The sequence below is a fragment of the Arthrobacter sp. G119Y2 genome (assembly GCF_038069765.1).
GTDB lineage: Bacteria > Actinomycetota > Actinomycetes > Actinomycetales > Micrococcaceae > Arthrobacter_B.
This window is the reverse complement of the sequence record NZ_JBBPFS010000004.1, coordinates 11945-32657: the sequence shown is the minus strand read 5'-3', so window position 1 is coordinate 32657 and position 20713 is coordinate 11945. Positions and strand designations below refer to the sequence as shown.

The 20713-nt window shown below is 67.0% G+C and carries 24 protein-coding genes, 1 other RNA gene and 1 pseudogene; 15 read left to right on the top strand and 11 right to left on the bottom strand.

The window, feature by feature from the left end:
- The first annotated feature begins 98 nt into the window (after window positions 1-98).
- Window positions 99-469, top strand: a transfer-messenger RNA (tmRNA) gene (gene ssrA / locus WKB88_RS09390).
- Window positions 470-603: 134 nt separating this feature from the next.
- On the opposite strand, the gene WKB88_RS09385 is transcribed toward ssrA, so the two are convergent.
- Window positions 604-960, bottom strand: coding sequence for a nuclear transport factor 2 family protein (locus WKB88_RS09385; protein ID WP_341394298.1), 357 nt, complete (start codon window positions 958-960; stop codon window positions 604-606).
- A 48-nt stretch (window positions 961-1008) separates the two neighbouring features.
- Between WKB88_RS09385 and WKB88_RS09380 the strand changes: the two genes are divergently transcribed.
- Window positions 1009-1857: a phosphotransferase family protein gene (locus WKB88_RS09380; protein WP_341394297.1), complete on the top strand. Its 849-nt coding sequence runs from the start codon at window positions 1009-1011 to the stop codon at window positions 1855-1857.
- Window positions 1858-1954: 97 nt separating this feature from the next.
- On the top strand, window positions 1955-2446 hold the full coding sequence (locus WKB88_RS09375) for a hypothetical protein (RefSeq protein WP_341394296.1): 492 nt from the start codon (window positions 1955-1957) through the stop codon (window positions 2444-2446).
- 76 nt (window positions 2447-2522) lie between these two features.
- Here WKB88_RS09375 and galK read toward each other — a convergent pair whose 3' ends face one another.
- The 3 genes from galK to WKB88_RS09360 all read right to left on the bottom strand — a co-directional run bounded on the left by galK (window position 2523) and on the right by WKB88_RS09360 (window position 5805).
- Entirely contained in the window at window positions 2523-3680 is a 1158-nt protein-coding gene (galK, locus tag WKB88_RS09370) for a galactokinase (RefSeq protein WP_341394295.1), read from the bottom strand.
- Window positions 3677-4822, bottom strand: a complete 1146-nt coding sequence (gene galT, locus WKB88_RS09365; RefSeq protein WP_341394294.1) for a galactose-1-phosphate uridylyltransferase — start codon at window positions 4820-4822, stop codon at window positions 3677-3679. Before galT ends, galK begins: the two co-directional genes overlap by 4 nt.
- A 143-nt stretch (window positions 4823-4965) precedes the next feature.
- Complete coding sequence (locus WKB88_RS09360) at window positions 4966-5805, bottom strand: SDR family oxidoreductase (protein ID WP_341394293.1); 840 nt, start codon at window positions 5803-5805, stop codon at window positions 4966-4968.
- Window positions 5806-5969: 164 nt separating this feature from the next.
- Here WKB88_RS09360 and WKB88_RS09355 point away from each other — a divergent pair, with 164 nt between their 5' ends.
- Together WKB88_RS09355 and WKB88_RS09350 are read left to right on the top strand one after the other, a co-directional pair.
- The gene (locus WKB88_RS09355; RefSeq protein WP_341394292.1) at window positions 5970-6203 is read left to right on the top strand and encodes a hypothetical protein; all 234 of its coding nucleotides are present in this window, start codon (window positions 5970-5972) and stop codon (window positions 6201-6203) included.
- Between the two features lie 85 nt (window positions 6204-6288).
- Complete coding sequence (locus tag WKB88_RS09350) at window positions 6289-6627, top strand: hypothetical protein (protein ID WP_341394291.1); 339 nt, start codon at window positions 6289-6291, stop codon at window positions 6625-6627.
- Window positions 6628-6691: 64 nt separating this feature from the next.
- On the opposite strand, the gene WKB88_RS09345 is transcribed toward WKB88_RS09350, so the two are convergent.
- From WKB88_RS09345 to WKB88_RS09335, 3 genes are all read right to left on the bottom strand, one after another.
- A complete protein-coding gene (locus WKB88_RS09345; RefSeq protein ID WP_341394290.1) occupies window positions 6692-7543 on the bottom strand; it encodes a hypothetical protein in 852 nt (283 codons plus the stop codon).
- Window positions 7544-7633: 90 nt separating this feature from the next.
- Window positions 7634-8305, bottom strand: a complete 672-nt coding sequence (locus WKB88_RS09340) for an alpha/beta hydrolase family protein (protein ID WP_341394288.1) — start codon at window positions 8303-8305, stop codon at window positions 7634-7636.
- Window positions 8306-8362: 57 nt separating this feature from the next.
- Window positions 8363-9613, bottom strand: coding sequence for an MFS transporter (locus tag WKB88_RS09335; protein ID WP_341394287.1), 1251 nt, complete (start codon window positions 9611-9613; stop codon window positions 8363-8365).
- 133 nt (window positions 9614-9746) lie between these two features.
- Between WKB88_RS09335 and WKB88_RS09330 the strand changes: the two genes are divergently transcribed.
- Complete coding sequence (locus WKB88_RS09330; protein ID WP_341394286.1) at window positions 9747-10142, top strand: ClpX C4-type zinc finger protein; 396 nt, start codon at window positions 9747-9749, stop codon at window positions 10140-10142.
- A 22-nt stretch (window positions 10143-10164) separates the two neighbouring features.
- On the opposite strand, the gene WKB88_RS09325 is transcribed toward WKB88_RS09330, so the two are convergent.
- The gene (locus tag WKB88_RS09325) at window positions 10165-10935 is read right to left on the bottom strand and encodes an alpha/beta hydrolase (RefSeq protein WP_341394285.1); all 771 of its coding nucleotides are present in this window, start codon (window positions 10933-10935) and stop codon (window positions 10165-10167) included.
- Between the two features lie 175 nt (window positions 10936-11110).
- On the opposite strand from WKB88_RS09325, the gene WKB88_RS09320 reads away from it, so the two are divergent.
- From WKB88_RS09320 to WKB88_RS09310, 3 genes are read left to right on the top strand one after another with little or no spacing between them, the layout of a single operon-like run.
- Window positions 11111-11833 carry an ABC transporter ATP-binding protein gene (locus WKB88_RS09320; RefSeq protein ID WP_341394284.1) on the top strand — a complete coding sequence of 241 codons (723 nt, stop codon included), beginning with the start codon at window positions 11111-11113 and terminating at the stop codon, window positions 11831-11833.
- Window positions 11830-13101: an ABC transporter permease gene (locus WKB88_RS09315; protein WP_341394283.1), complete on the top strand. Its 1272-nt coding sequence runs from the start codon at window positions 11830-11832 to the stop codon at window positions 13099-13101. Before WKB88_RS09320 ends, WKB88_RS09315 begins: the two co-directional genes overlap by 4 nt.
- 25 nt (window positions 13102-13126) lie before the next feature.
- Window positions 13127-13819 (top strand): TetR/AcrR family transcriptional regulator, encoded by a 693-nt coding sequence (locus WKB88_RS09310; protein ID WP_341394282.1) that lies wholly within the window; start codon window positions 13127-13129, stop codon window positions 13817-13819.
- 96 nt (window positions 13820-13915) lie between these two features.
- On the opposite strand, the gene WKB88_RS09305 is transcribed toward WKB88_RS09310, so the two are convergent.
- Window positions 13916-14278, bottom strand: coding sequence for a hypothetical protein (locus tag WKB88_RS09305; RefSeq protein ID WP_341394281.1), 363 nt, complete (start codon window positions 14276-14278; stop codon window positions 13916-13918).
- A gap of 184 nt (window positions 14279-14462) precedes the next feature.
- Between WKB88_RS09305 and WKB88_RS09300 the strand changes: the two genes are divergently transcribed.
- Window positions 14463-15011, top strand: coding sequence for a dihydrofolate reductase family protein (locus WKB88_RS09300; RefSeq protein WP_341394280.1), 549 nt, complete (start codon window positions 14463-14465; stop codon window positions 15009-15011).
- Window positions 15012-15023: 12 nt separating this feature from the next.
- Here WKB88_RS09300 and yczE read toward each other — a convergent pair whose 3' ends face one another.
- Window positions 15024-15632 carry a membrane protein YczE gene (gene yczE / locus WKB88_RS09295; RefSeq protein ID WP_341394279.1) on the bottom strand — a complete coding sequence of 203 codons (609 nt, stop codon included), beginning with the start codon at window positions 15630-15632 and terminating at the stop codon, window positions 15024-15026.
- A 145-nt stretch (window positions 15633-15777) separates the two neighbouring features.
- Between yczE and WKB88_RS09290 the strand changes: the two are divergent.
- A pseudogene (locus tag WKB88_RS09290) lies at window positions 15778-16125 on the top strand (TetR family transcriptional regulator); the annotation flags it as partial.
- Between the two features lie 152 nt (window positions 16126-16277).
- Here WKB88_RS09290 and WKB88_RS09285 read toward each other — a convergent pair.
- Window positions 16278-16904, bottom strand: a complete 627-nt coding sequence (locus WKB88_RS09285) for a GyrI-like domain-containing protein (protein ID WP_341394277.1) — start codon at window positions 16902-16904, stop codon at window positions 16278-16280.
- A 133-nt stretch (window positions 16905-17037) separates the two neighbouring features.
- Here WKB88_RS09285 and WKB88_RS09280 point away from each other — a divergent pair, with 133 nt between their 5' ends.
- From WKB88_RS09280 to WKB88_RS09265, 4 genes are all read left to right on the top strand, one after another.
- Window positions 17038-17766: an NUDIX hydrolase gene (locus tag WKB88_RS09280; protein ID WP_341394276.1), complete on the top strand. Its 729-nt coding sequence runs from the start codon at window positions 17038-17040 to the stop codon at window positions 17764-17766.
- Window positions 17767-17846: 80 nt separating this feature from the next.
- Window positions 17847-18287 carry an SRPBCC family protein gene (locus tag WKB88_RS09275; protein WP_341394275.1) on the top strand — a complete coding sequence of 147 codons (441 nt, stop codon included), beginning with the start codon at window positions 17847-17849 and terminating at the stop codon, window positions 18285-18287.
- 126 nt (window positions 18288-18413) lie between these two features.
- Window positions 18414-19214: a trimeric intracellular cation channel family protein gene (locus WKB88_RS09270; protein WP_341394274.1), complete on the top strand. Its 801-nt coding sequence runs from the start codon at window positions 18414-18416 to the stop codon at window positions 19212-19214.
- A 71-nt stretch (window positions 19215-19285) separates the two neighbouring features.
- Window positions 19286-20692, top strand: coding sequence for an NAD-dependent succinate-semialdehyde dehydrogenase (locus WKB88_RS09265; RefSeq protein ID WP_341394273.1), 1407 nt, complete (start codon window positions 19286-19288; stop codon window positions 20690-20692).
- Window positions 20693-20713: the final 21 nt, after the last annotated feature.

The following is a 20713-nucleotide window of genomic DNA, read 5'->3' as shown; positions in this document are numbered from 1 at the left end:
CCCGGGGAGGCCTGCGTTATTATTTTTGGACGCCGGGAACGGGCCGGCGGCGTGAGTGCATGAACCTTGATAACTACACAAACCTTGATAACTAAAACGGGGATGATCGGTTTCGACGGTGTTTGCCGCGAAAGGGGAAGCGGGCCGAGGATGCAGAGTTATCTCGCTAACGCTCTCTGCAAAAAAATAAGTGCCAAACCTATGCGCACTGACTTCGCCCTTGCTGCCTAAGCAGTAAGGCACAGTCCGTCAGCCCGGAGTTGCTCTCGCTCCGGTATCTGGCGTCGTTTAGAGGGCCACTGCTGAACACTCTTGCCGTTGGGGTGTTCAGGACACTTTAACGGCTGGGCCCGGATCAGCCGCACGTCTGTACGACGGCTGGGGCCAAGAAAATCCGACGCAGACTGCGCCCGGAGAAGCCCTTTCAACTCAACATCGGACGGGGGTTCGATTCCCCCCATCTCCACAGATCCGGCACCTGCCGGACCGCGAAGGCCTGCCCGGCACCGGGCAGGCCTTCCGTGTTTCCGGGACCTTCACAGGTTCCGGGACTTTAGTGTTTTCCGGCCCTGCCTCATGTCCGGACCCTCCGGGTTTCCAGGCTTACTCGAAGTCCGGCGGCACGACCGTTCCCTGGTGATACCGCAGGCGTGCCGTGGCGGCCGACGTGTCCCACAGTGAAGCGTGGCGGCTCTGTCGGGTGCCCGAACGGATCCGGTAGGTGACGAGAACAAGGTGCGGAGCGAGTTCGGTGAAGTCCCATTCGTCCGTGTCCGGCACCGGGCGCGCGGCTTCGCGGTTCAGTGCTTCGATGACCTCGGCGCGGGTCCACCGCCGCCCGGAACGGCCGATCTCGAGAAAGCCCGGGTGTAGCAGTTCCCGAACCCGAGGTGCATTGCCCCGCGTCGAGGACTCGAGAAGCTCCATCTCTGCGGTTTGTATCAGGGTGTGTGCGGCCATGGAGCCAGTGTGCCCGATTCTCCGGCTCAGCCCTGTTACTTTCGGACCATGGGGAAAAGCGTGAACGGCGTTCTGCACGACATTGTGGATCTTGCCGTCGATGGTTTGCCGCCGGGAGCACAGGCAGCACAGCGGACCGTTGTGGACCTTGGAACAGCACACACCGTTGTCCTGCTCCGGGGGTACGCCGCCGTTCGGGTGCGGCGTGATCTCGGCACTGCGGCCGGGATGCGGCGGCGGCAGCAGCTTGTGGACAGCATCCCCGCATCGGTTGGCTTCCTGCTCCCGCGGTCGCTGGGTCCGGTCGTGGAACTCGACGGGACCTCGGCGGTCGCCACCGAACTGATACCCGGGGCACCCTGCCCGGCAGGCGAGGGGGACCTGGGTGAGCTCCGGAAGCTGCTCGCCCGGGTTGCGTCCATTCCCACCGGGCCAATCGAAGAGCTGCTCGCTGAGCCCCTGGAATTCTGCGGAGGGGCCGAGTGGTACGGCATCCAGCGGAAGGAGGTGGTTCCGCTTCTGGACGGGGACGTTCAGGGGCGGGCCCTGCACGCGGTCTGCGCCCTGGCGGCCCTTGAACCTTTCCGGGAGGTCTTCGCCCACGGCGATCTGGCCGGACAGAACGTCTTCTGGGACGGCGGACGGGTCGTCGGAGTCCTCGATTGGGATTTGGCTTCCCGGAGCGACCGTTCTACTGACCTTGCATGCGTCGGTGCGTGGAACGGGTGGGACAAGCTGCCGTTGATCGCCGATTCTGAGGACACCAGCCGGGCGTTGGTGCGGCGAAACACCTTCCGGCTGCAGCAGCTCGCGTTTGCCGTGGTCAACGGCAGATCAGCGGAGGAAATTCAACGGACAGCCGCGCGGGCCAGTGCCTGGCTCCGGCAGAACCTGTAGCACCTGCGTCATCACAGGTGCCGGATCCGGCCCCGTCTCCTAGGCTGGGTTTCACGTACTAAACCCAGACAGAAAACTCGGACAGGGGAGGTCAACCATGGCAGGACGCGGACGAACGCTGCTCAAGGCGGCAGGGTCGGGAGCGGCGGCGGGGCTGGTGGGTGTGGCAGCGATGACCGCCGGGGAAAAGGTGGAGCAGCTGTTCACCTCGCGGCCCAATTCCTACGTGCCGGCGCGAACCCTGCTGTCGCTGCTGGGCCAGAAGCCCGACGACGACGCCCGCCCGCCGGTCTGGAACCACGCCATGCACTGGGGGACCGGTGCCGTGCTCGGCGCGCTGCGGGGAGTCTGGGCGGTAACGGGTATCCGGGGTCCGGTGGCGAACACCACCCACACCGTAGTGCGGCTGGCCACGGACCAGACGCTGGAGAATGCCACCGGTGTCGGAGCTCCGCCGACCTCCTGGCCGGCAGGCGAAACCGTGGTTGATGTGTGGCACAAGGCGGTCTACTCGTGGGTGACCGGAATCGTCTGCGATGCTTGGATAGCGCCGGTGCTGGAGTCCAGGCGCGGGACCGTTAGCCACTGAGCCGGGCTGGATGGAATCTCTGCAGGCCCGTTATCTGCACGAGAGATGTGGAGCGGCTCCGTCCTAGCCTTCGGTCCTAGCCTTCCGTCCGGCCGGCTCCGGCGGCAGGCAGCACGGTGAAGACGGCGGGAGCGGCGTAGTCCGCCGCGGCGAAGGCGCGGGTCACAGCATCGGTGACGGCGCCGGCGTCGTCGGAGTTCACCAGGGCGATGGCCGAACCGCCGAACCCGCCGCCGGTCATCCGGGCGCCGAGCGCACCGGCGCCGAGGGCCGTCTCCACCGCCAGATCCAGCTCGGGGCAGGAGATTTCGAAGTCGTCGCGCATGGAAGCGTGGCTTTCCACGAGGAGGGCACCGAGTTTGGCCGGACCTTCCGTGCGCAGGACGTCGACGGCAGCCAGCACACGGGCATTTTCCGTGACCACGTGCCGCACGCGGCGGAAGGTCTCTTCATCCAGGATGCCGGCGGCCTCGGCCAGGTCTTCCGTGCTGAGATCGCGCAGGGCAGCGACTCCCATGGCTTTGGCGCCCTGCTCGCAGGAGGCCCGCCGGGAGGCGTAACCGCCGGTGGAATGTTCGTGGCTGACCCGGGTGTCGATCACCAGCAGGGTCAGGCCGTTGCCGGCCAGATCCAGCGGTACGAGCTGCGCTTCCCGGTTGCGGCAGTCCAGGAAGACGGCATGTCCCTCCTCACCGAGCAGGGATGCGGACTGGTCCATGATTCCGGTGGGTGCACCCACCATGAGGTTTTCGGCCCGCTGGCCAAGTGCGGCCAGTTCGGGTCCGGTCAGTCCGGCCTCGGAGAGGTCGTTGGCCATGACTGCCACAGCGCACTCGAGGGCAGCCGAAGAGGAGAGGCCCGCCCCTACGGGTACATCCGAATCCAGATACACGTCGACGCCGGGGACCTTGGTGCCCTGGTCCTCGAAGGCCCACAGCACCCCCAGCGGATAAGCGGCCCAGTCTTCGACGCTGCCGGGCCGTAGGTCGTCCAGATGGGTGCTGGCCGTGCTTCCTCCGTCGAACGCCGAATGGATGTGCGCGTTGCGGTCGCCGCGCGGCGCGGCAGCCACCGACGTCGAGCGGTTGATGGCAAACGGCAGCACAAAACCGTCGTTGTAGTCGGTGTGCTCGCCAATCAGGTTAACCCGTCCGGGAGCGGACCAGATCCCTGCCGGCTCCCGCCCGAAACGCTCGGTGAAAGCGGCTGCCAGTTCAGGGGCGGAGAGAGTCATGACCGGGCCTTTCCTGCGGACTGCACTTTATCGGCGGAGGAAGAGGGGGCGGCGGCACGCAGGCTTGCTGCCACCTGTTCGGGAAGGGTGTCGTTGATGAAGGCTCCCATCGCCGCTTCGGAGCCGGCCAGGAACTTCAGCTTGTCCTCAGCCCGGCGCGGCGAGGTCAGCTGCAGGTGCAGGCGGCTCGCCGGGCGGAACCGGGGGTCCAGCGGGGCCTGGTGCCAGGCGGCAATGTACGGGGTGGGTATGGAGTACAGGCCGTCCACGCGGCCCAGCAGGTCAAGGTAGACGGACGTCAGGTCGTCGCGCTCGTCGTCGTTCAGTTCGGAAAGGTCCGCCACCTGGCGGTGGGGCACCAAATGGACTTCCAGCGGCCAACGGGCTGCAAAGGGAACAAAGGCGCTGAAGTGCCGGCCTTCGAGGATCATCCGGTCCCCGGAGCTCCGTTCCGCCTCCAGAGCTGCACCAATCAGGGTCTGCCGTCCGCCGGAGGCCTCGTGGAAGGCTGCCGCCTGCTGCGCCATGACCGCGGAGCGCGGAGGGATGAACGGGTAGGCATAGATCTGGCCGTGCGGATGCAGGAGGGTTACACCGATATCTGCCCCGCGGTTCTCGAAGCAGAACACCTGCCGAATGCCTTCCATGGCGGAGAGCGCCTCCGTGCGCTGTGCCCAGGCGTCGACGACGGTGCGGGCGCGCTCCGGTGACAGCGACCCGAAGGACCCTTCGTGTGCGGAGTCGAAGGCCACCACTTCGCAGCGTCCGTAGGCAGGCGCCGTCGTGCCCCAGGACGGGTTGTCGGGGAGCATGCCCAGATCGGGGCCGAAGGACGGAAAGCGGTTCTCGAACACCACCACTTCGTAGTCTTCAGCCGGGATTTCCGAGGCGCGCGACGGCGACGACGGGCACAGCGGGCACTGGTCGGCGGGCGGCAGGTGGGTCCGTGACTGGCGGTGTGCAGCCACTGCGATCCACTCTCCGGTCAGTGCGTCGTACCGGGCGGTGCCGTTGCCGGGCCGGGCGGGCAGTCCCCGGCGATCAGCCGGGGCTGCCGTCCGCCGGCGTGCAGTCTCCGCGGAGGCATCAAAATAGATGAGTTCCCGGCCGTCGGAGAGCCGCGTGCTGGTGGAGACTGTCATGAATTCCTTTGTCGGCCTGTCGCTGAAATTCACAGACTATCCCAAGCTCCCGGCTCTAACGCGGGGTGTGACGGCGCCCCGGCGGAACGTGTGACAGCGGGCCTTGCGGAACGCGCGACGGCGGAACGCCGCCGCCGGGAGGGTTACAGGATTGGGCGGCCGCCCGTCACTGCAACCCGCGCACCCGAGATGTAGCTGCCGTCGTCGGACGCCAGGAGCACGTACACCGGTGCCAGTTCGGCGGGCTGCCCGGGCCTGCCCAGCGGGGTGTCGGACCCGAAGGACGCCACCTTCTCCGGCGGCATGGTGGCGGGAATCAGCGGCGTCCAGATGGGTCCGGGCGCGACGCTGTTGACCCGGATGCCCTTCTCGCCCAGCAGCTGCGCGAGGCTGGCGGAGAAGTTGGCGATCGCCGACTTCGTGGCCGCGTACGGCGCGAGCGTGGGGCTGGGCATGTCCGAGTTCACCGAGGAGCTGCCGATGATTGCGGATCCGGGCGCCATGTGCGGAAGTGCGGCCTTGACCAGGTAGAACATGGCGTTGATGTTGACCTTGAACGTGTACTCCCACTCTTCGTCGGAAATCTCCTCCAGAGTCTCGTGGTTCATCTGGTACGCGGCGTTGTTCACGAGGATGTCGACCTTGCCGAATTCGCGCACCGCGGTTTCGATGACCTTGCGGCACTGCTCGGCCGTGTCCAGGTCTCCGGGAACCAGCACGGCGCGCCGTCCGGCTTCCTCCACCCAACTGGCCGTCTCCTTCGCGTCGTCGTCCTCATTCAGGTAGGAAATGACGACGTCGGCGCCTTCGCGTGCGTAGGCGATGGCGACTGCACGGCCGATGCCGCTGTCGCCGCCGGTGATCACCGCGGTCTTGCCGGTGAGCTTGCCCATTCCTCGGTAGGTTTTTTCGCCGCAGTCCGGAGTGGGGGTCATCTGGCCCTGCGTGCCCGGGGTGTCCTGCTGCTGTTCCGGCTGGTTCATGACAGTCCTTTCACTGGCAAAGTGGTAAGCAGGCTTATAATCTAATGGTGCCGGCAGCTCTTGGGAAGCCCTGTTTTCGGGCACCCGGGACTTGGGCCGGCGCGATCTCGACAGCCTTCGCGCTGCTGTCCCGCAGCAGCCGCCGACAGCAAAGGAGAATGACGATGCCCACCGCAGATGACACATCCGCCGTGCCGGCGCAGAACGAAGCCGATGCCTTGGAGCAGCAGGCTCCCACGGTCCCCGAGGCCCAGGAAGACAGCGGAATCCAGGACCCCGTGCGGGCGCACGGAGATCCGCTGCGGCCGGAGGGCTCGGAAGCGGACCGGCTTGAGCAGGGGGCCGACGGCGGGTTGCCTCCTGACGAGGATGACTACCCCCGCGGCAGTGCCGGCTGACAGCCGTCCCGCTGCACCGTTCCCGAAAGGCTGTTCCCGAAAGAGCGCCAGAGCCAAACCCGACAAATTGCAGGAGGAAGCAACCATGACCGATTCACCCGCGCACGAAGACCTTCAGCTGCCCGATTTCGACCACATTCCGCTGGGCTCACTGCCGTCCAGGATCCATCCGCTCGACGAAGCCGGAGTGTCCGGGCTGCTGGACTACGAACGCGCACACGGAAACCGGCTGCCGGTGATTCAGGTCCTTGAGCGCCGGCTGGACGCGCTGCGCAACGGTGAGGAGCCGAGCGGCTCGGTTCCGGAGGACCTGCCCGAGGTGACGCAGAATCAGCAGGGCTCCAAGGTTTCCCCGGCGACCACCGGACCCAAGATCAATCCGCCGTCGCAGGGCGATCCCACCAATCCGGCGCAGCCGCGCTAACCCATTGCAGTCGCGCTAGCCTCTCCGGCGCTGCGCTAACCTCTCCGGCGGCGGGCGGCCTGCCTCAGGCCGCCCGTTCCGCCGACACCCTCCGGTGCTGATGCGCTCCGTGCGGGTGCACGCCCAGGCTCTGCCGGGTGTGCGCTTCCAGGCCGGCGACGGCCTGATCCGGCAGATCAATAATCCCGCGCAGGGAACCCCGCAGGCTGCGGTAGGCCGCTTCCACCTCCGAAGGGGTGGCGGCGCCGTCGAGGATGATGTTCAACGCCTGCCGCGCTGTGGCGAGCTTGCTGCGTTCGGCATCGCTGAGCTTTGACTGCCCGCAGCGCCGCGCGTATTTTTCGGCGGTGACAAAGGCAACTTCGAAACGGTCCACGGCGCGGCGAAGCGTGGAAGCCTCTACCTGGCCGCGGCCGAGGTCCAGGGCTTCCGCCTCAGCGGCCCGGATGCCCTGCATAGCGACGATGACGTCGCGGATGACGGGGTCGGAGTAGTCGGTCATGACCGGGTAGTCGATCATCAGCGACACATCGGTTTCATACCGGGACCACTTCACCAGCAGTTCGTCGCGGCGCTGGTACAGCCGGCGCCAAGCTTCAGCCTGCGCAGCGGCGTCATAACGTCGGTTCTGGGCCCTGCGCGCCCTGCGCCTGACGCCCCGTACGCCCAGGGTCAGCAGCACCGCCGCTCCGATGAAGAGCGACGGCGCGATGAAGACGCCGAAGAATGAGAGCAGGGAGGGACCGTCGTCGAACCCGGAAAAACCCTCGGCGCCGTCCGCCAGATCGGAGGATTCCGAGAGGATCCACCCGAGCATCTGGAAGGCGCCGTATCCCAGAACCGCCACCAGGCCTGCAGCAAGGGCCGTGAAGACCAGGGCTGCAACCGCGACCTTCTTCGCCAGTCTCTTCAGCATGGCGATAGCTTACCCAGTGCCGGGCCCGTCGGGACAGGGGGTGAAACCTATCTCACGGAGGTGCGTGGGCTGTGCCGCCCCGGTATCGGCTCAGTCCGGCGCCGTCCCTTCCAGGAACCGCACGACCGGGCCGGCCAGCTCGGCCCCCACAACCTCCGGGTCCCGCTTATTCCCGCGGACCTCAAATGAGTGGTTGCCGCCGTCGACCCAGTGAATGCGGGCGTTGGGGCCAATGCGTTCGGCCACGGGTTCCGGTTCCCCCGGCAGCGCGAACGGGTCCCGGGTTCCCTGCAGAAACAGCATCGGCAGGGTCAGCCCGTACAGATGCTCGTCACGCAGCTTTTCGGGCTTGCCCGGCGGATGCAGCGGGTAACCCAGGAAGATCAGGCCCGCCGTCGTCATTCCCTCCGCGGCGGCCATTGAGGCCATCCGCCCGCCGAAGGATTTGCCGCACGCCCAGAGCGGAAGACCCGGTGTCCGGGCGGCCGCCGCAGTCATGGCAGCCCGCCACGCTTCGATGGCAGCCGGAGGGCGGTCCGGAAACTTCTTCCCGGCCTCGCGGTAGGGGAAGTTGAAACGCAGCGTGGCAACGCCGTCGTCATTGAGCGCATCGGTGAAGCCGGTGAGGAACGGGTGATCCATCCCGGCGCCGGCGCCGTGCGCGACGACGACGGCGGCGGTTGCGTTTGCGGGGGAGGCAAAGGCCGCCGAGACTTCGACTCCGCCTGCCGGAACAAGAAACTTTTCGTGCTGGATGGACATGTCCTTCAATTTACGCGGCTGCAGCCAGCAGGTCCCGACAGGCGTTCGTGCCGCCCGTCACCGGAATCCGCGGAGGGAATCCGCCCGCAGCAGCGGAAGGGCGGCCGCCCCCGACAACAGAGCCCACACCGCCAGCAGCGGAACGGGGCCGGCCAGCCCCGCGGCCAAACCGCCCAGGACTGCCGCGACCGGCATGACTCCCAAGGTGATGGTGCGCTGCACCGACCCGACGGTGGCGAGTTCCCCGGGCGGCACCGTCCGGGGCAGCACCTCCGCCCCGGCCACCGCCGAGACCGACACCAGAAAGCTCCAGGCCAGCGACTGGGCCGCCAGCCACGTGATCTCAGGCCCGGGAAGCCACTGGCAGGCCATGGCCATGCCCACCGCGGGAACAGCCAGCAGTGCCGCGCCGGTCCGCAGCACCTTCAAGCCAAGTCCGGCGGTGAGGCGCGGCGCGGCGGCAGCACCGGCCATGGCACCGGCCGCAGCCACCACGCCCAGCGCTGCGTAGGCCGCCGGGTCGATCCCCAGATCCCGGAGGACAAACACCGGCAGCACCGTGTTGCCCAGCATTGCTCCGGCGTTGGTCAGAGTTCCGGAAAGGGTCAGTGCCCACAGCGCGGGGGTCCGGCGCAGGGTGGCGAACCCGCGGCGGAACTGCCCGCCCGCTTCCCTCCGGCGCACCCGCGGAACGGGGCTGACACGGATGCCGCGCTGGAAAACCAGCGACCCTGCGTAGGAGGCGGCCGCCGCCAGCATTATGCCGGGCAGGCCGAGCAGCGCCAGTGCGGCGCTGCCTGCGGCTGCCGCGGTTGTCGACGCCGCCTGGTTCACCAGTGCCAGGCGGGAGTAGGCCGCCTTCAGTCCCCGGGGAGGCACGGCTGCGGGAATGACGGTGCTCTGCGCGGTGGTGAAGACGACGTCGGCCACACCCACAAGGACGGCGGCGCCCAGCAGGGCGGGTCCTGAGAGCAGCTCCAAGCAGTATCCCGCAGTGAGAAGCACCGCAGCGAGGCAGCGGCCGAGGGTTGCCGCCCCCATGGCACGCGTCCTGTTCCGGATCCGGTCAATGAGCATTCCGGCCGGCATGCCCAGCAGGAGAAACGCGGTGAGGCTGACGGCGTTCAGCAGGCCCACGAAGCCGGTGCCGAGACCGAGCACTGTTACGGCCAGGATGGGCAGGAGCGTGCGGGTTAGGGCATCTCCGAAACCCTCCGCGGCGCCGGCGGCCAGGATAAACCGAAGCGTCCGTGGGCTTGCCTCGCCGGCGGAGGCGGCAGAATGAACCTCCGAAACCCGTTTTGCCATGTTTCCCCCTGTGGATTACCGATGTCAGGCAAGCCCTGACATCCGGCGAGTCTGTCAGGTAATACCTGACACGGCAAGGGCTCACAAGGCAGGCGTACGGCAGGTGGTTCAAGCTGCACCGTAGGGTGGGGGAATGGAAAGCCGTTCCGGGGAATCCGGAGAAGTTGCTGCCGCGGATCCTGCCGCTCAGCCGTTTATGTGTTCGTTCTGCCTGCGCCCGCGCGAGGAGACCGGCCTGCTGGTGGGTGCGCCGGCAGCTGCCATTTGCCGGAACTGCACAGAGGCCGCGCTCGTCCTGTTCCGGCAGGCGCCGTCGGATGTGCAGCCCGCGCCCCGAGCCCCATGGGACCTCCTCAGCGACAAGGAGCTGCTGGAGAAGCTGCCGCAGGTCGCCCGGGCGCGCGACGACGTCGAAAACCACCTGCGCCGGTGGGTCGCCGCAGCCCGCGCGCGGCACATCAGCTGGGCCGGGATCGGCGAAGCGCTGGGCATGTCCCGCCAGTCAGCCTGGGAGCGGTTCCGCAGCTAGTTGCTTCAGACAGCTGGTCCGCTCACCACCCGAGCCAGTCCAGGGCCTCCCTGGCAATCGCCGCCGGGACCGTGTGGCCGCCGTCGAACTCCCGGTAGGTGACGTCGTATCCGTCCCGTTCGAGGGCCGGGACGATTTTCCGGCTGGTGGAACGGATGGGGAGAACGTCGTCACCGGTGCCGTGGGAAACAAAGACAGCCGGCTTGCCCTGCCGCGGACCGGACGGAATGAATCCCGGTGAAAAGGCGATCACTTTGGAAAACAGGTCCCCGTTGGCCAGACCGAGGCCCAGCGCATAGGACGCGCCGTCGGAAAAGCCGCAGATGCCGATGCGCTCGGGATCAATGCCGACGGCGGAAAACGTCTCCCGCAGCCCTGCATCGATATGATCCACGTCGGCCTCGTATGCGCCGCGGATGGCGTCCCAGGTTCCGGAGCGCGACGCGGGAGCCATCAGTACCAGCCCGTACTCATCAGCAAGGCCCGTCAGCAGGGACAGTCCTCCCGCGGCGTCCGAACCTGCACCGTGCAGGAGAACCAGCAGCGGCAGGAGTCCGCCCGGGGCAGCCGCCGAACCGGCCGGTTCAGCCGGCACATACAGCAGCGCATCACGTTCAGCGACCAGTCCCAGAGGCCGCTGTCCCGGGGCCGCAGCGACGCCGTCCTTCTCCGGCCGGGCGCTGAGGCGGGCTGCGTGTATCCCGGCATCCGTACTTCGCACCGGGCGGCAGCCCGGGATGAAGGCACCGGCTGCCAGTACGGCAGCGGCAGCTGCAAAGGTTCGACGGGACATCTCAGGCACCTTTCCCTCCTGCCGGTGTCCGGGCCGGCCGGTCCGGTAACTCCACCACGAGTCAAGCGGCCCCGCTGCGCCGTGTAAAGGGTGCACCGGGCAGGGTAAGGCCAGCGCCCGCCTACCAAAGGTGCACTCCCTGCAAACTTGCAGGTGCTGCACGTACGGTTGGCTTATGACACCACACGTACTCAGCGCCCAGGACCTGACCAAGTCATACGGCCAGGGGGAGAACCGGTTTGACGCACTCAAAGGGGTCAGCCTTGCCGTGGAGGCCGGGGATTCCCTGGCCATCGTCGGCAAGAGCGGATCCGGCAAGTCGACACTCATGCACCTGCTGGCACTGCTGGATACGCCCGACGGCGGCATCATCTCGGTCAAGGGCCAGGATGCCCGCTCCCTGGGCAAGAACGAACTGAACGAGCTGCGCAACCGGGACTTCGGATTCGTGTTCCAGCAGTTCTTCCTCACCCCCAACTCCTCGGTGCTGGACAACGTGGTGCTGCCGCTCATGATCGCCGGAGTAAAGCCGGCCGAGCGGAAAAAGCGCGGCATGGAGGCGCTGGAACGCCTGGAAATGGCGGACAAGGCTCGAAACAAGGCCACGGACCTCTCCGGCGGCCAGAAACAGCGGGTGGTGATCGCCCGCGCCCTGGTGAACAATCCGTCGGTGATCTTCGCCGATGAACCCACCGGCAACCTTGACACCGCCACCGGCGCCGTCGTCGAAGACATCCTCTTCGACCTGAACAGGGAACAGGGGATCACCCTGATCGCCGTCACCCACGACACCGACCTCGCGGCCCGCTGCGGCCGCCAGCTCTACATCAAGGACGGCCGCGAAGTGTCGGCCGCCGAGCTTTCCTCCACCACCATCACCACAGGGGCCTCCGCATGACCGCCGGCGACATTCTCCGCTCTGCCGTATCCAATACCTTCCGCAGCAAGGTCCGCACCGCGCTCACCGTCGTCGCGATCTTCATCGGTGCCTTCACCCTGACGCTCACCAGCGCCATCGGTGCCGGCGTCTCGGACTACATCGACAAGCAGGTGGGCGCCATCGGCGGCGACAACCTGATGACGGTCTCGCCCGCCACCGAAGCGGAAGCGGCCGATGAGGGGCCCAAGGAATACAACCCCGACGGCGCCGCCACCCAGGGCAACTTCACCCTGCTCTCCGATGCGGACATCGAGGCTATCCGTGCCACCGAAGGCATCGAGAAGGTGGAACCGGCCGCGATGCTCGCTCCCGATTTCATCCAGTACGACGGCGGGGCCAAGTTTGAGCTGACCGTGAACCCGATGGCGGGGCTGGCGGATGCGGACCTCGCCGCCGGCCGCCAGCTCGCGGAGGACAGCGGCTCGCTGGAAGTGCTGGTCCCGTCCAGCTACGTGGAAGCGCTGGGCTTCACCGACGAGCAGGCAGCCGTGGACCAGACCGTCACTCTTGCCGTGACTGACTATGCCGGAACCCAGCACACCGTTGACGCCGTCATTGCCGGCGTGCAGAACGACTCGCTCTTTGGCGACGGATCCGGCTTCAGCGCCGGCCTGCGTGCCGAGATGGACGCCCTGCAGCGCACCGGAATTCCGGAAGGCGTTTCCACCGGTTACATCACCTCCGTGGCGTACCTGGACGAGGGCACGGACGAAGAACACCTGGCCGCGGTCAAGGCTGACCTGGACGCCAAGGGCTTCACCGGCCTCACGGTTGCCGACCAGATCGGCGCCATCCAGACCGTCATCAACGGCATCATCGGCGTCCTGAACGCCTTCGCCGTCATCGCCCTGATCGCCGCAGGCTTCGGCATCGTCAACACGCTGCTGATGAGCGTGCAGGAACGCACCCGGGAGATCGGCCTGATGAAGGCCATGGGCATGGGCGGCGGCAAGATTTTTGCATTGTTCAGCGTTGAAGCGATCTTCATCGGCTTCCTCGGCTCAGCCCTGGGAGCCGGCGTCGCCGTCGGGCTCGGCTCGGTGATCAGTTCGGTGCTTTCCAACACCGTCCTCTCATCGCTGCCCGGACTCCACATCATGCTGTTCACCCCGGCGTCCGTTGCAACTATCATCGGCGTCGTTATGCTGATCGCCTTCCTGGCCGGCACCCTGCCGGCCCGGCGCGCGGCGAAGCAGAATCCAATCGACGCCCTGCGGTACGAGTAGCGGCTGAAGACCGGGGGCAGCGACCATGACGACGGCGGGGGCAGGCAAGGGCGGTAATCCGGGCGTCGAGGAGCCGGGCGCTGAGGGGCACGACGGCGAGGGGCACCCCGGCGAGGGGCTGCGCGCCCGCAAGCGCGCAGCCGCCCGTGCCGTGATCGAAAGGGCCGCGATAGACCTGGTGCTGGAGCGCGGGTATGACCGGGTGACGGTGGACATGATCTGTGCCGCCGGCATGGTCTCGCCGCGGACCTTCTTCAACTACTTCGGCTCCAAGGAAGGCGTGTTTCTTGGGCCGCCTCCCGCCGATGCAACCGAGGCGGTGGCCCGCGCCTTTCGGGCCGACAGCGCCGCCCCGGTGGTTTTCGCGCTCGCCAAAGCGGTGTTCTCCGCACTGTTTGAAGGCCAGCCCGACGCCGAACTGGCCCGGGCCCGGATGCAGGTGGTGATGGGCACACCGGAGCTGTTGTCCAAGCAGAACGAATGGATGGCGGTCCATGAGAACCAGTTGGTGAACCTCGTCGTCACCCGGTACCGGGATCAGCTTCGCACCGAACCGGCAGCGGAGCTCGCCGCCGAGGCGCGGATGGCCGTGGGCCTGGCGCTGGCAGTCGTCCGCGTGGTGCTGCAGGAGAGCGAGCCGGAGGACGACGGCGGGTGGCCCGGCGCCGCCGCCATGGACCGCTCCCGAGAGCTGCTGGAGAAGATTTTCGCGCGTTGAGAGGGGCGCTGCCGGCAGGACTGCCGCCGTCAGCGCCGGCCGGAATCAGTACGGGCCGGGAATCAGCGCCGGCCGGGAATCAGTACGGGCCGGGAATCAGCGGGGGCCGGGGGTGCCGGAACGGAACTCGCCGTCGCCTTCGCCGTCGTCGTCCGTCACACCGGGACGCGATCCAAAACTGCGCTTGATCCCGGTGCCTTTGCCCAGATGCTCGGGATTGGGGCGGGCAGTCAAAATCAGGAGCAGGAAAATCAGCAGCGACACAATGAAGGTAACGCAGGCAGCCGCGACGCCGAGCTCCCACCGGAACTCGCGCTCCGTGCCTCCGGTGGAAAAGAGCGCCACGGACACTCCGGCCACTGCTGCCAGAACGGCGGAGATGATCACGGGAACGTTGCCGTAGTCCTGCCGCCCGGCCGGGCCCTGCTGGCCGGGCGTTGACGGCGTGCTCTGAGGCATGGCCATTCCTCCTTGGGAGAGGGTGAAGAGGCACGCCCCATCGTAAGACTCATCAGCGCCGGCCGGAACCCCCGCGCGAACCCCGTCCGGCGTTCCTTCCTGCATCCGCAGCGACTATTCTTCCGGGGAACGGTCCGGCGGCGCGTAAGGCCGGACATCGGACCAGAGATGCGGGAGTACGGCCATGCGCAAGGTGACGGCGGCACTGTTCAGTTCCATCGATGGTGTGGTGGAAAACCCGGGGGAGTGGCAGTTTGACCACTTTGACGAGGATATGGGCGCCGCCATGGAAGCGGCCCTGTCCACCCAGGACACGGTGCTGCTGGGACGGGTGACCTATCAGCAGTGGGCGGACTACTGGCCGGGCAACACCTCGGACGACTTTGGCGGCTTCATCAACCCGGTCCGGAAATTTGTGGCCTCCCGAACGCTCTCGGACGAAGACCTGCAGTGGAACAATTCCCGGTTGATGGACGGCGAGCTGGAGGATTTTGTGCGGCGGCTCAAGGAGCTCGACGGCGGGGACATTGCGGTGAACGGCAGCATCTCCGTGGTACGCCGACTGCTCTTTGCCGGTCTGCTGGAATCCCTCACGCTGATGATCCACCCGGTGGTGGTTGGCACCGGTCGGCGCCTGTTCGAGCCCGGGGATCCGCTGACCCGGCTGAGGCTGGCCGATTCGCAGATAACGGCCTCAGGGAACGCCCTCCTAACCTATGGGCTGAGGACGTAACGCGAGCGTCCGCTAGCTCTGCGCACGCAGCGGAATTCCCCGCATGTCGAAGAGCGGCAGGGCGCGGCTGATGAGCGGGCCCACCAGCAGGGCAAAGGCCACCGTGCCCAGCCCTACGGTGCCTCCCAGCGCCCAGCCAAGAGCGAGCACGGCCACTTCGATACCGGTGCGGACCGCCCAGACCGGCCAGCCGAAACGGATATGTATTCCGGTCATGAGTCCGTCCCGGGGACCCGGTCCCAGCCGTGTTCCGAGGTAAAGCCCCGTGGCCGCAGCGAGCAGGAGCAGCCCGCCGGCGAAAAGCAGCACCTGCGCCCAGAGCTGCTCGGGCTGCCGAACCAGGATGAGGCAGATCTCGGCACTGGGGCCCACCAGCAGTACGTTGAGGACAGTGCCAATCCCCGGTTTCTGCCGGAGCGGAATCCACAGCAGGAGCACCAGCAGGCCAATCAGGTTGGTGACAAAGCCGAACGGGATGCCCGACTGCCTAGAGGTACCCTGCCCGAGGACGTCCCAGGGGGACACTCCCAGATTTGCCTGAATCATCATGCCGATTGCAAAGCCGTAGCAAAAGAGCCCGAACAGGAGCTGGGCGGAACGGCGCACGGTGATCCAAGTCATGCCCCAAGACAAGCCCGTAATCGGCCCCGGTTCAAGCAGATGTCAGGCATGACGGAGAAAGGGTTGCCGGAGCGGAAGGAAATCCGAAAACGGGCTAAGCTGGTCGGTCAACCGAAACACGGTTGACCGTTGAGCTGGAGGAAGAATGTTCAGGCCGGGCGCACCAATCGACGAAGTCGAGCAGGACGTTGAAGCAATGATCATCGAGCTGGTCCATGAACTGGGCCGGCTGGCGGAAGCTGATCCGGATCCGGTGGGCGCGCAGGACCGCGCCTACATCAAGGCGTTCTCTGATGCTGGGTCCAACAGCGAGACGGACCAGGGCGCACTGCTGGCCACCGCCGTCGGGCGGCCGAACCTGGCGGAATCACTGATCTACCTGAACCGGCGCCTGGACCGTGACAATCTGGACCCCCGCCAGCCCACAGGGATCATCGGCGTGATCATCCGCCTGGCGATGGACGGATTGTGGGTCAGCGACATCTTGGATGCCACCCGCTTTGAGGACAGGGAACGCACCCGCATCACCAAGTTGCTCACAGCGCTGACCCGGGTCAGCGACGAGCAGCTCGAATCGATGCTCGGTGCGCTCACCGCGTCCGGGGAGAGTGCGGCACAGCAGGACCGTCAGTTCCCGGGCCGCCGCTAAGCTGCCGGACGGACGGGCTGCCGCAGCACCGTCCGCAGTTTTTCGGGGGCGGTCCGCCTCGGATCACTGAGATACACCTCGTGGTGGTCGCCGTTGAACGTCAGTCCGTGGGCGGGCATCCACTGGTGGTGCAGCCGCTCCAGGACTGGCCCCTCGTCGTTGTAGGGTCCGCGGTGCAGTATCTGCACCGCGGTGCCTTCTTCGAGCCGAAACAGCCGCAGCCGTTCCAGACCCGGAAGCCCTTTTTTGTTCCGCACCGCCGTGACGGCGGTCTGCACCATGTCCCCGGTGATCCACTCCGGCTGGGCCAGCAGCATGGTCCAGTCCCAGGTGTCCTTCTCCCGGCGGGTGAACGCGTCCATATCGTCCGCCCGCCACAGGCCCTCGAGCGGGGCCACGGTGAAATCCCGCCCCAGATCCTTTTTCGACGCGAACTTCAGCGTGTACGCCACCGGGTAGAGGCAGGCCAGGGCGCCGGAGTACTCGGCGGAGGTGTTCGGATCTCCGTGCCCGTCGCAGGCCAGAAACTGCAGGGGCGGAACCTGAACCAGCATAAAATCTCCGGATCCGGGTGCGTACAGCTCCGGATACGCTTTCCTGAACTCGAACTTCTCCACTGTCATGCCCGCCTCTCAGCCGGTTCTCAGGGTAGGTTCCCGGGATCGAGGGCTACCGTCTGCGGGCAAACAGCTACGATCCAGTAGGGACCTAATGGTCCCGGTCACACAAAGTTTCCTCAGGAACGGATTTTCCATCATGCTTCATGGCACGGCCGCCACAGTGGTGCTGCTGCGGGATGACCCCGAAGGTTTGCAGGTGCTGCTGCTCGAACGTCCCCGCCACCGGGGGTCCTTCGCCGGCGCCTGGGTATTTCCCGGAGGAGTGGTGGATCCCGGGGACGCCGTTGATATCGGCACCGCCGCTGAGACAGCGGACGGCGACGACGCCAACCTGGCTTCTGCCCGCCGGGCGGGCGTGCGCGAAACAGCCGAGGAAACCGGACTGGTGCTGCAGCCGCAGCAACTGGTCAGGTTGTCCTGCTGGGTTCCGCCGCCCGAAGCGCCCCGCCGCTGGAAAACGGAGTTCTTCCTCGCGCCGGCGCCGGCCGGCGACATCACGCTGAGTCCGGAGGAACACGTGGACGCCGTCTGGCTTACGCCCGCGGAGGCGCTCCGGCGCGGACATGAGGGCACGATGGATCTGGTGCCGCCCACCTGGGTCACCCTGCACGGGCTGCTGGGCAGGAAGAGTGTGGCGGAGGCGCTTGCCGCGGCCGCTGCCGCTGTCCCCGAAACCTATGCCACGCGCATGCTTCCCGGGCGGGAACCGTCGGTGATGGTCTGGCCTGGTGATCCGGAGTATCCGGACGCGGGGGAAGACATGGGGGAGGACGCCGGGGGAAAAGCAGCGGAAACAGCAGACGCGTCCGCCCGGCACCGGCTGGTGCGGGACGGAACCGGCTGGATCTATCAGCGCACCACGTAGGCTTCCTCACCATCCCGCACCGCCGGCGCGCATGGCCGTCCGTGCCTCGTCAGCAATGACGGGCGCCCTAGACTGGCCGGATGAACAGTCCTTATCTGATTTCCCGTGACCGGCTCGTTCCGGCTGCCCCTGACGCCGTCTTTGACCTGCTCGCCCGCCCTGCGATGCACGGCGTCATCGACGGGTCCGGCACTGTCCGCGAGGCCCAGCCCGACGGGCCGGCCCGGTTGTCCCCGGGAGCCCGATTCGGCATGGACATGAAGATGGGCATTCCGTACAAAATCCGCAACACGGTAACGGAGTTCGAAGAGGGCCGCCGCATCGCCTGGCGGCATGCCGGAGGGCATGTCTGGCGGTACCTCCTCGAACCCGCCGACGGCGGCACCCTCGTGACCGAGCAGTGGGACGCCCGGAAGGTGCGCCACCGGGTGATGTACCGGGTCACGGGCGTTACCCGCAACCACCCGGCCAGCATCGAACAGACACTCGGGAAGCTCGCCGCGCACTTCGCCGTGAAGTGATTCCGCTGCTCTTGACCCGTCTGGGGCTCCTCGCTTCCAACGCCCTCTGGAGGGCCGCCCAGGGGGCTGCCGCCCCGTAGAATGGATGCCTGAAACACGGGCAGGCAAACTAACACCGGGAGCGGCGTGGAGAATTTCGATCCGGAGGCCGTCTTCAACGTCGTGGACCTTGCCGGAGTGCTGGCCAACGGCGTCCTGGGCGGTGCAGTGGCCCGGCAGCTGCGCATGGATCCGGTCGGCTTCCTCGTCCTGGCGCTGACTTCCGCCCTGGGCGGCGGTGTCCTGCGCGATACCCTGCTGCAGGTCGGAACACCGGTTGCCCTGACCAACCCCGCGTACCTTTTGGCCGCCATTGCCGGAGCGTTCATTGCGTACCTGATCGAACTCAAGGGCAAATGGGCCAACCGCTTCCTGATTGTCATTGATGCCCTGGCCCTGGGCTGCTGGGCCGCCACCGGAACATCGAAAGCCCTGACCGTGGGCCTGGAGTGGCTGCCGGCAATCCTGCTCGGCGTGGCCACCGCGGTGGGCGGCGGCATGATCCGCGACATTGTGGTGGGCCGGGTGCCGGCCATCTTCGGCGGCAACACGCTCTACGCGACAGGCGCTCTGGTTGCCGCCGTCGAAATGGCCATCCTGTACCGCCTGGGCATGCCCAACGTGGGAATGGCGGTAGCCATCGTGACCGCCGCCGTCCTCTGCACCGTGGCCCGCCGCCGCGGCTGGCGCCTGCCGGGACCGGGGGAATGGAGCGTCCGCATGACCCGGCGCCCGCGTCCGTCAAGCGCCCCGGGCGCCGGCCGGCGGAACGGCAAACGCGAGCAGCAGGGCTGGCCGCGGCCGCGCTTTGGCCGCATCCCGGGCCTGCGGTCCCGGCGCCGGAACCGCGCGGAGCCCGACGACGACGCCCGGCCCGTCGGCACCTAATCTGAAACGTCGGTTGAGCCGGGAGCGAACCCCGTGTTGCCCGGGTCACGGTCACCGGTAGCGTGGCCCGCATGACTGCTTACAAAACCGTGAACCCCGCAACCGGGGAAACACTTCAGGAATTCGCCGAAGCCACCGACAGCGAGATCAGCGAAGCAATCAGCGCCGCCCACGGGGCCTTTGCCTCCTGGCGCGGCCAGCCGGTTGAAGCCAGAAGCAAGATCATCGCCCGGGTGGCGGAGCTGTACCGCGAGCGCAGCGATGAACTCGCAGCGCTCATCGCCACCGAGATGGGCAAGCCCCTGCGCGAGGCCAAGGGCGAGGTCGCCCTTTCCGCAAACATCTATGACTACTACGCCGCTGAAGGCCCCGGCTTCATGGCCGACGAGGAACTCACCGTCAAGGGCGGCGGCGGAGCCACCGTGCGCACCGAGCCGATCGGCGCGATCCTGGGCATCATGCCCTGGAACTACCCGTACTACCAGGTGGCCCGCTTCGCCGGCCCCAACCTGATGCTGGGCAACACCGTGCTGCTTAAGCACGCCAACAACTGCCCGCAGTCCGCGCTGGCCATGGAACAGATCTTCCGCGACGCCGGACTGCCGCAGGATGCCTACATCAACCTCTTCGCCACCAATGACCAGGCTGCGGTCATCATTGCCGACCCGCGTATCCAGGGGGTCTCCCTGACCGGGTCCGAACGCGCCGGTTCGGCCGTCGCTGAGGTCGCCGGCCGGAACCTGAAGAAGTACGTGCTGGAACTGGGCGGCAGCGATCCGTTCATCGTGCTCGATTCCGAGGACCTGGACGCCACCGTCAAGTCAGCAGTGGCCGGCCGGATGGGCAACGGCGGGCAGGCCTGCAACGCCGCCAAGCGCTTCATCATCATGGAGGACCTGTACGAGGACTTCGTCGAGAAGTTCACGGCGAAGATGGCGAAGATCCAGCCCGGGGATCCTCTGGACGAGGCCACCCGGTTCGGTCCGCTGTCGTCGCAGGCCGCAGCGGACGGACTGGTCGAACAGATTCAGGACGCCGTGGACAAGGGTGCCACGCTGCACACCGGCGGCAGCCTGGTGGACGGCCCGGGTGCCTACATGCAGCCCACCGTGCTGACGGGAGTTACGGAGGAGATGCGTGCTTTCTCCGAGGAGCTCTTCGGCCCCGCAGCAGTGATTTACAAGGTTTCCAGCGCGGATGAAGCGGTGGAACTGGCCAACAGCTCGCCCTACGGCCTGGGCGGCGCCGTCTTCAGCACCGATGAGGACAAGGCACTGGAAGTCGCGGACCGCCTGGAATCGGGCATGGTCTGGATCAACGGTGTCTCCGGAACGCAGGAAGACCTGCCCTTTGGCGGGGTCAAGCGTTCCGGCGTAGGCCGCGAGCTGGGCCGCTACGGCATGGACGAGTTCGTGAACAAGAAGCTCATCCGCACGCCGAAGCAGCACCGGGGCGGCGCGGACCCCACGGCCAAGTAGGAACCTCTTCCCCATAACGAC